This is a genomic window from Micromonospora sp. NPDC002411 (genome assembly GCF_053592955.1).
This window is the reverse complement of the sequence record NZ_JBSFBM010000295.1, coordinates 1-8452: the sequence shown is the minus strand read 5'-3', so window position 1 is coordinate 8452 and position 8452 is coordinate 1. Positions and strand designations below refer to the sequence as shown.

7 protein-coding genes and 1 pseudogene are annotated in these 8452 nt (G+C 66.7%); 4 read left to right on the top strand and 4 right to left on the bottom strand.

Going from position 1 to position 8452, the window contains the following annotated elements:
- Positions 1–1288 precede the first annotated feature (1288 nt).
- Positions 1289–2575, top strand: a complete 1287-nt coding sequence (locus ACWCO3_RS27110) for an IS256 family transposase (RefSeq protein ID WP_145783438.1) — start codon at positions 1289–1291, stop codon at positions 2573–2575.
- Positions 2576–2632: 57 nt separating this feature from the next.
- On the opposite strand, the gene ACWCO3_RS27105 is transcribed toward ACWCO3_RS27110, so the two are convergent.
- Together ACWCO3_RS27105 and ACWCO3_RS27100 are read right to left on the bottom strand one after the other, a co-directional pair.
- Entirely contained in the window at positions 2633–3535 is a 903-nt protein-coding gene (locus tag ACWCO3_RS27105; protein ID WP_450012718.1) for an IS5 family transposase, read from the bottom strand.
- 421 nt (positions 3536–3956) lie between these two features.
- Positions 3957–4403 (bottom strand): hypothetical protein, encoded by a 447-nt coding sequence (locus ACWCO3_RS27100; protein ID WP_450012716.1) that lies wholly within the window; start codon positions 4401–4403, stop codon positions 3957–3959.
- Between the two features lie 324 nt (positions 4404–4727).
- Between ACWCO3_RS27100 and ACWCO3_RS27095 the strand changes: the two genes are divergently transcribed.
- The gene (locus tag ACWCO3_RS27095; RefSeq protein ID WP_450012715.1) at positions 4728–5174 is read left to right on the top strand and encodes a hypothetical protein; all 447 of its coding nucleotides are present in this window, start codon (positions 4728–4730) and stop codon (positions 5172–5174) included.
- Positions 5175–5439: 265 nt separating this feature from the next.
- Here the strand turns inward: ACWCO3_RS27095 and ACWCO3_RS27090 are convergent, their stop codons facing one another.
- Positions 5440–5844 carry a hypothetical protein gene (locus ACWCO3_RS27090; RefSeq protein ID WP_450012713.1) on the bottom strand — a complete coding sequence of 135 codons (405 nt, stop codon included), beginning with the start codon at positions 5842–5844 and terminating at the stop codon, positions 5440–5442.
- 315 nt (positions 5845–6159) lie between these two features.
- On the opposite strand from ACWCO3_RS27090, the gene ACWCO3_RS27085 reads away from it, so the two are divergent.
- A complete protein-coding gene (locus ACWCO3_RS27085; protein ID WP_450012711.1) occupies positions 6160–7326 on the top strand; it encodes a PucR family transcriptional regulator in 1167 nt (388 codons plus the stop codon).
- 94 nt (positions 7327–7420) lie between these two features.
- On the opposite strand, the pseudogene ACWCO3_RS27080 reads toward ACWCO3_RS27085, so the two are convergent.
- Positions 7421–7791: pseudogene (locus tag ACWCO3_RS27080) on the bottom strand (helix-turn-helix domain-containing protein); the annotation flags it as partial.
- Positions 7792–8008: 217 nt separating this feature from the next.
- Here ACWCO3_RS27080 and ACWCO3_RS27075 point away from each other — a divergent pair.
- Positions 8009–8452: cupin domain-containing protein (locus tag ACWCO3_RS27075; RefSeq protein ID WP_450012709.1), on the top strand; the 444-nt coding region annotated here is incomplete at its 3' end.

Here is an 8452-nt window from a genome sequence, read left to right as displayed (position 1 = left end):
TACTACGAGCGAGCCGCTACCTGGCTGCATCGGAGCTGAGAGCAGCGCCTCGGTGACCGAGAGGTTCGTTGCGTGCAGCAAGGTCCGCCGATGGTGAACGTGTATCGGGAGTCATCGCGGCGCGCACGCGGTGAGGGCCTCAGGTTCGGTTTCGCCTCCTGGGCGGGCGTCGGAAGATCGGTGACGACGGCCGCGAGGTCTTCCCACCCTCGGCTGGGCTGCGCCATCGTCTGCTGGGCTAGCCGCCATGTTGTTAGTCGCCGGGGAGGATTACCCGAGCGTTACGTAGAAATTACACCTTGATCCGCACTGGACCCGACTGGACTATCGCCCCAGTCGAATTCAGTGGGTCCAGTCCGCGCCGTTGGGGGTGCCATGGGTTTTGTGTCACAGTCGTCAGGTCTTGTCTTCGTCGAGTATTCTGCATTCTATCTACAGAATCCCGCAGCTTCTACGTACGAGCATCCGCAGCTTCCCGATCAAGGGAGAATTAGGGGTGGCACGGGTTGGCTTACCGTCACAAGTGCGGCAAGCAGCCATGAGGCAGAGGTGACCCTCCAGTTGTGGGCACAAGAACCGCCTCCGCAGGCCGCATCACCTATGTCCCCTGCTGCCTGGGACGAGAAGGGCGAGTGCGAGTGTCACCTGTACGCCGCTGCCCTTCGGGCCAGCGTTGTCACCGAAGGGCCTGTAGATTTATTTATCGAGATTCCGATCGCAGGCAAATACCGCGCCCGTCTCTACGTTAAAGGACGGGAGGATCTCATCCGAGCTTTCGAGGGTTGGAGCCTGGAGCCGGCGGAGTTAAATGAGGGGGCATTCGAGTCGATGGACAACGATGAGGCTCCGACCTTCCCACGAGGTTTTGAGAAGTTCCTGATTCAATTGTGGCCACGAGGTTAGGAACTATGCTCATTTCGGCCCGATCAACAGTGATGGTAGTTAGTACTCCAGTCGCACTCGCCTGATCTGGAGTTTCGGCAGGTCATCGGCGTAATCGACGCGTGAGGGGCGCCGGCCGTGCAACGCCTGTTGTTCGGCCGTGTTTTCACCAGTTGTTCGAGCGCGGCCATGCTGCGGTGAGAACTTGACAGTGATGATCAGCCAAATGGCCGCTCTTCGATCTCAGTTCTGATGCGTCAATTGCTGGCCTTGGCGACGGCCGTCCTCACCGCTACCTCGGTGTTCGTCTCGCCTGCCCGGCCCGCTCTAGCTGTAGGGTCTGTGGATCTAAAGGTGTTTCCGGCCTGACCCATCGGGCGTTGTGCCTGGTGAGGAGGGTGCCGTGATGACCGCGACACTGAACGACCAGACCGGACGTAAGAAGCGGGCGGAGCCGTCGGCGGAGGCGAAGGCCGCCGCCGAGCTGGTCCGAGCCGCGAAGGAGCAGGGACTGTCGCTGACCGGCCCGGACGGGCTGCTGCGGCAGTTGACCAAGACGGTCCTGGAGACCGCGCTGAACGAGGAGATGACCGAGCACCTCGGCTATGAGAAACATGAGTCGGCTGGGGTGGAGTCGGGCAACGTCCGCAACGGCACCAGGGCGAAGACGGTGCTGACCGAGGCCAACGGGCCGGTGCAGATCGACGTGCCGCGGGACCGGGCCGGCACCTTCGAGCCGCAGATCGTCCAGAAACGGCAACGGCGCCTGTCCGGGGTCGACGAGGTGGTGCTGTCGTTGTATGCCAAAGGTTTGACCACGGGCGAGATCTCGGCGCATTTCGCCGAGATCTATGGCGCCTCGGTCAGCAAGGAGACGATCTCGCGGATCACCGACAAGGTGATCGAGGAGATGACCGACTGGTCGCACCGCCCGTTGGATGAGATTTACGCGGCGGTGTTCATCGACGCGATCGTGGTCAAGGTTCGCGACGGGCAAGTGGCGAACCGTCCGTTCTACGCCGCGATCGGGGTCACCCTCGACGGGGAGAAGGACATCCTCGGGTTGTGGGCCGGCACCGGTGGTGAGGGTGCGAAGTTCTGGATGAGCGTGCTGACCGACCTGCGGAACCGGGGCGTGAAGGACGTGTTCTTCCTCGTCTGCGACGGCCTCAAAGGCCTGCCCGAGGTGGTGACGAACGTGTGGCCCCGCACGGTGGTCCAGACGTGCATCATCCACCTGATTCGCAACACCTTCCGGCTCACCTCCCGCAAGTACTGGGACGCGCTCAAGCACGACATCAAACCGATCTACACCGCCGTCAACGCGCAAGCGGCCAGGGCGGCGTTCGACGACTTGGCGGAGAAGTGGGGCGAGCGGTATCCGGCGGTGATCCGCCTGTGGGACAACGCCTGGGCCGAGTTCATCCCGTTCCTCGACTACGACGTGGAGATCCGCAAAGTCATCTGCTCCACGAACGCGATCGAGTCGTTGAACGCCCGCTACCGGCGGGCCGTGAAGGCCCGCGGCCACTTCCCCAACGAGCTGGCCGCGTTGAAGTGTCTGTACCTGGTGACCCGGTCACTGGACCCCACCGGAGCAGGCAGAACCCGATGGACGATGCGCTGGAAACCCGCGTTGAACGCCTTCGCCATCACCTTCAGCGACCGCTTCCCAGCCGCTGAAACCTACTAACCAAGATCGCCGGAAACACCCTTAGCGAGACAGCCCCCAGTACATCTAGCCCGTGTTTCATAAGGCTCGGAGGTATTGATTGATGGCGGCGATGGTCAGGGTGGCTTCGTAGCGCACGGCCAGTTTGTCGTAGCGGGTGGCCATGGCGCGGTGTTGTTTGAGCTGGTTGATGCCGCACTCCACGGCGTGGCGTCGGCGGTAGGTCTCAGGGTTGAAGGCGGGTGGCCGGCCGCCGCGGGAGCCTTTCGCGAGGCGGTGGGCGTCTTGGTCGGCCTTGCTCGGGATGCAGGCCTTGATTCCTCGTCGGCGCAGGTAGGCGCGGTTGGCCCTGGACGTGTAGGCCCGGTCCGCGAGGACCTGCTGCGGGCGGGTCCGGGGCCGACCGGGCCCGGGCCGGCTGACCCGGATGCGGTCGAGGACCGTGGTGAATTGCGGGCTGTCACCGCGGTGCCCGGCCGTGACGACGGTGGCCAGGACCTTGCGACCCTGTTCGCAGGCGAGATGGGTCTTGGTGGTCCATCCGCCCCGCGGACGGCCCAGCGCGTGATCGGCGGGCTCGGTATGGATTCCGCAGGGTGGTTCTTTCTGTCGGTCGCCGTCACGACGGGCGCCGGCGGCGTGTTGATGGGCGCGGCTGATCGTGGAGTCGACGCTGACGCTCCAGTCGATGCGCCCGGCCGTATCTGCGGCGGCTTGCAGCCCGGCCAGGACGCGGGCCCAGGTGCCATCACGCTGCCAGCGGCGGAACCATCGATACAGCGTTTGCCATGGGGCGTAGTTCGCGGGCACGTCACGCCAGGGGGCGCCGGTGCGTGCCCGCCACCGTATGCCGTCGATGATCTGTCGTTTGGTCCACGTGCACGGTCTTCCCCGCGAGGATTCCGCAGGCAGCAACGGGTGCAGGTGCTGCCACTGGATGTCGCTCAGGTCATGCCGCGCCGCCGCCGCTAGGCTGGCCACGAGGTCTCCGGTATTCAGGTTTGCTTGGTCGCTAACCCACTTACCGGAGACCTCTTCAGTTAGCGATCACCGCCACGCCGTGACCTCACCCGACCGACCCCCACTTACGAAACACGGGCTAGACGGCTGCTTGAGGTTCCCCCGGCGCGCCAAGGCCAAGCCGCTTCGCGGTCGCCTACGGCGAGCCTTGTCCCGCCCGGGGAACCTCGGGCAGAGACGAGCCTGCCCGACCGAGGAGATCACGCCAGCCCGACGAGTGTGGGACGGAGTCCCAGACGGGCCGTCCACGGGCCAGTAAGCGCGCGCCGCAAGCAGTCACCGGCGGGCACGAGCGGTCAGACCCACGGCCACGATGAGCAGGCGTTCCGGGCACCACGGGCGCCGGATCACGCTCTTCCAAACTGACGGCGCGGGTTCAGGGCTACGGCGTCGGACGGTTCACCGTAGGCAGTTCGAGCATCGTCAGGCCGCTGTCTGTCCGGAGCAGATAGCTGATGCCCGTGGAATCATCCTCGGTCCCCGAGCTTGGCTCGATGTACCGCTCGGTGCAGGGAAGCGGTACTTCGAGCAGCTTGCCGTCGTACAGCATCCAGAGGCCGAAGCAGTCGTCCTCTTCGTCGTGGATCAGCACCTGTACCGTGTCGGGACGTGGCCAGGGCACGGCCTCCAGGTACTCCAGCAGCTTGGCCCAGTGTCGTCGATGGGTGAACTCGGCGGCCCAGCCGCGGCCGAACGTGCCTGCCCACTGGCTTTCGATTGGCACGAAGATGTTGTGCCACGGACGTGTGCCGTCGTTGTCTTGGGTCAGAGGGGCCATGACCTCGTGGGCGTCGGCAGCCAGCACGACGACTTCAGCGATCCTGCTCACAACAACATTCGATCTTGTGCGAGGTGGTCAACGCAACTGCCATTGACTCTGGTGGTCGGCAGCGGCCGAGCGGAGCAACCCAGCGTGCCAGTAGCGTGCCGTCGGGCGAGGACAACAGGGGGCCAGCCGAGGCCAGGTGAGACTGCACGCCGTCAGCAGGTACCCGAACACCTGAGCCGGTTCGCACCACCGCTTTACCTAGCCAACCGGCCACGGCCCCCCGCACAGCCGTCTCGGCTACCGACGCCTGGACAGGGCCTACCCGTCTTCGACACCTTCGAGCGTCGGGACGTCAGCTCCGGATCCGGCGCTCGCCGTCTGGCCTTGCGGGTCGAGCTACGCGTCTTTCCCGTCGACGGCCGGCAGGTCATCGACGTGGCGACGCAGATCGTGGAGAGCCATCGAGGGCAGGGGTGGCAGGCGCTGTCAATCGTTGTCACGTACGACCGACGTGAGGTGGTGCCGAGCTACGCGGTGTTCGAATGGGCGCCCGAGGGGCGCTGGACGGACGCCGCCAACGGAGACGCCGCTTCGTGGCAGGGCTACCGGCTGCATCAGGTCGTCGTTCGCGACAAGCTGTCGCAGCCTGATGAGTGCCAGGTGCCGTCGGAGCAGGCCTATGTGCTCAACGCCGAGTTCAACCAGGCAACCGAGGACAACGTCGACGTCAGCGAGGAAGCAGTGCTGGCGGATATTGCTGAACAGCAGAGCATCTCGGTTGCCCGTGCTGAAGAACTGGTCCTGGCTGTCGAGGACTGGACAATGTGCTGAGCCCCAACGCGCAGGCCGTGTCCACCCGGTCCTTTAGGGCATCGGTCGATCCCGCGCGGGCGGGCCGAGCACGAAGATCCACCTCGCGGTCGACGGACGCGGCCGACCGTTGTCGGTCCTGCGGCGCGATGACCTGGTCGGTCAACTGGGACGTGACGAACGGCAACCGCTTCGCCAGCACGGTCGGCCCGCACCTGGACGCGCTGCCGTGAGACCGGCACCGCCGGCACGGATCCCGCAACGGGATCCGTGCCGGGTGGGGCGATCAGATGAACGTGAGCGAGCTGAAGAACGCCGGGTAGCAGTCGACATAGATGTCGTAGACGCCGGGCGGCACGTGCACGGGGCCCAGGGTGGCCCCGTTGGAGCACCGGGCGCTGACCGCGGTCGTCGGCTGGCCGCTGAGGGTGCAGCCCTGGAACACGATCAGCCACGGGTCGATGTACTGCCCGGCGTACGGGCAGGAGCCCGACATCACCGAGAAACCGCCGCCCTTCGCCGGTGAGGCGGCGGCCGCCGTCGACGTCGTGACGCTCAACGTGCCGGCGGAGCTCGCCGATGCCCGCTCGGCTCCGATGGCGGCGACAGCCGCGTCGCCGCTCGGCGCGGGTGCCGCGACCGCCGCGGACGGTGCGGCCATGAACGCGGCGATCATCGCCGTCGCGGCCAACAGCAGACTGGATGCGCGGAGACTGCTGGATCGTGCTCCGGCGGAGGGTCGACTACGCCATGTCATAACCAGAACCACCTCTCAAATGCTGTGTGATCTGCGGATGCCGGGGCGCGTACCTGGTCGCGCCCGACCCGGCCGGGCCGTCATCTGACGTCCATGGCGAAGCGTTCCAGGGTGCCGGTGGCCGGGTCTTCGTGATATTGCGAGAACCGGGTCGCCGGCGTACCCCGGTTCTTGCGAATGTCCGCAAGGCTGTCCGGTCCGCGTCAACCGGGCGGAGTGGCCGGAACGCATCGATTATCGTTGACCGGCATGGGCGGTCTGTTCAGCCTGTGGCGGCAGCGAGTGGCCGACAACGCCCGCCGGGCGGTGGACGCCTACCAGGAGGAGCTGCTGGAATACCGCAACCTCGCGGCCATGCCGCGGGTGCGGTCGGAGATGCTCGATTTCGCGGTCTTCCTCCGTCAGCGCACCGTCGACCTCGCGGCGGACAGCGCGCCGTTCCACGTGCAGGATCTGGACCTGATGGCCGCGATGGGCCGCCAGCGCGGCGAGAAGGGACTCACCCTGACCGCGCAGCGGCAGGTGCTGCTCGTGCACACCCGGCTGACGCTGCGCGAGGTGTACGAGGCGGCCGGCCCGAACGACATCGCCGCGACGATGCACACGCTCGCCTGGCTGGCTCCTGCGGGACTGGCCGCCCAGGGCGCGTACACCCGGGGCTGGATCGAGGGGCAGCGGCGCGCGCTGGCGACCGTCGCCCAGGTGCGGCTGCTGACGGTGATGCTGCTGGCCGGCGACGACAGCGCGACCGACCTGGCGCGCGGCCTGCACATGCCGGTCCCCGACCACGTCGTCGCGACGGTGGTCCGGGTGGCCGGCGGGTCGCCCGGGCCGGACCAGGCGGCGCGGGACGAGTTCGCCGGCGCGTTGCTGAAGACGCACTGGATGCCGCTGAGCTGGCCGGAGCCGCACGAGGTGGTCGCGCTGATCCCCAGCTCGCCGGGCGGCCGGCAGCCGGCGGTCGAGCGCGGGCTCGCGCTGGCCCGCGACGTGGCCTCGATGACCGGCCGGCCGTGCGCGGCCGGCACCGCGCCTGGGCGGGTGCGCGCGATCGGCGACGCCGTGGCGCTGGCCCGGCAGGTCAGCGAGGTCGCACCGGTGCGGGCCGTGCCGCGCCACGCGTACACGGTCACCGACGTCTTCGCCGAGCTGGGCGCCGCCCGACTGGCGGAGGTCGGGCAGTGGCTCCAGGTGGTGGCGGCGCAACTCGACGCCGGCCCCGACCTGGTCGCCACGCTGGACGCCTACTACCAGCACGACATGAACCGGCTCGACACCGCGGCCGCGCTGTGCATCCACCCGCGCACGCTCGACTACCGGCTGACCCGGGTGCGCGACCTGACCGGGCTGGAGGCGGGCTCGACCCGCGGCGTACGCGTGCTGAGCACCGCCGTGGCCCGGATCCTCGCCGGCTAGATCAGCAGCCGGGTGAGCTCCATGTTCTTCATACTGATGTAGCTCAGCTTGTTACCGAGACGCATCGAAACCTGTAGCGATCTGATCATGCCGGACGGGCCTGCTTGCCGGAGTGGTACGGCCTCTGGTCCGCGACTCGGTCGATCGGGATCAGGGTGCCGTCCAGGATCGCGTACGCGATCCTGGCGATGCGCCGCATGGCTGCGTTCAGGTCCTCGGCGTGCGTGGCGAGCAAGTCGATGGCTTCTCGGACGTACCGGCAGACCGTGGTGACGCTGACCGCGAAGCCGCAGGCCAGTCGAGCGATGGTGTCACCGTTACGCAGATGGGCCAGGGTGAGCAGGGCCTGCCGGCATCAAGACGTCGCCACCGGCCGCGGCGGCGGGTGCGTTCGGCGCGGATGAGGTCGGCCAGGTGGTTCAGAGTGCGGCTGGACAGCGCGACCGCAGACGGGTGAGACAGCACAGCGAGGCTCCCGGTTGGGGCATCGGGTCTTGGTCGACGGCTGTCTTACCGGGAGCCTCGTCCTATGTCGACAGACGCTGCCTGCCACCCATCGCGACCAGGCCCATCACGATGAAAAGCCCTCAATGCCTGACCCGCACCATAACATCGCAACGCCGCTATATCGACGCCAAGCTATCGTGGTCTGACCCCTGCAGCGACAGCGCGAAGGTGAGTCATGGACGTAGTCAGCACCACCGAGGTCCCGGTTGAAGACGGGTTCGCCTTCTGGCGCGAGGTAAACTCGAAGCTCTGGGTGCCCTACGATTTACGCTGTGAATCGCAGTGGGAGCCCGGATTTCGGGCTCAGGTCGGAATCAGCGATTTCGGTCCCGTGCAGGCGACATTAATGACCACGATGCCGCACTCGGTCCACCGTACTCCCAAGCTCATTCGGCAGGCCGATCCCGAGGTGTTCAAGCTGGGTTGCCTTGTGCGCGGTGGCGGCATGATCACGCAAGACGGCCAGCGCACAGATTTCGGCGTGGGGGACCTGATACTGTATGACACCTCCCGGCCCTACGTGGCCGAATTCACCCCGGATGCGCCAGTTAGTCAGCTGCTGCTCCTGCGCTTCCCGCGCTCGTTACTGCCGTTGCCCCCTCGGGAGTTGCGGCGCCTG

Excerpts from the sequence above, each read along its gene's own strand:
- ACWCO3_RS27110 (WP_145783438.1), top strand. The coding sequence starts at position 1,289 with ATGACCGCGACACTGAACGACCAGACCGGACGTAAGAAGCGGGCGGAG.
- ACWCO3_RS27085 (WP_450012711.1), top strand. The coding sequence starts at position 6,160 with ATGGGCGGTCTGTTCAGCCTGTGGCGGCAGCGAGTGGCCGACAACGCC.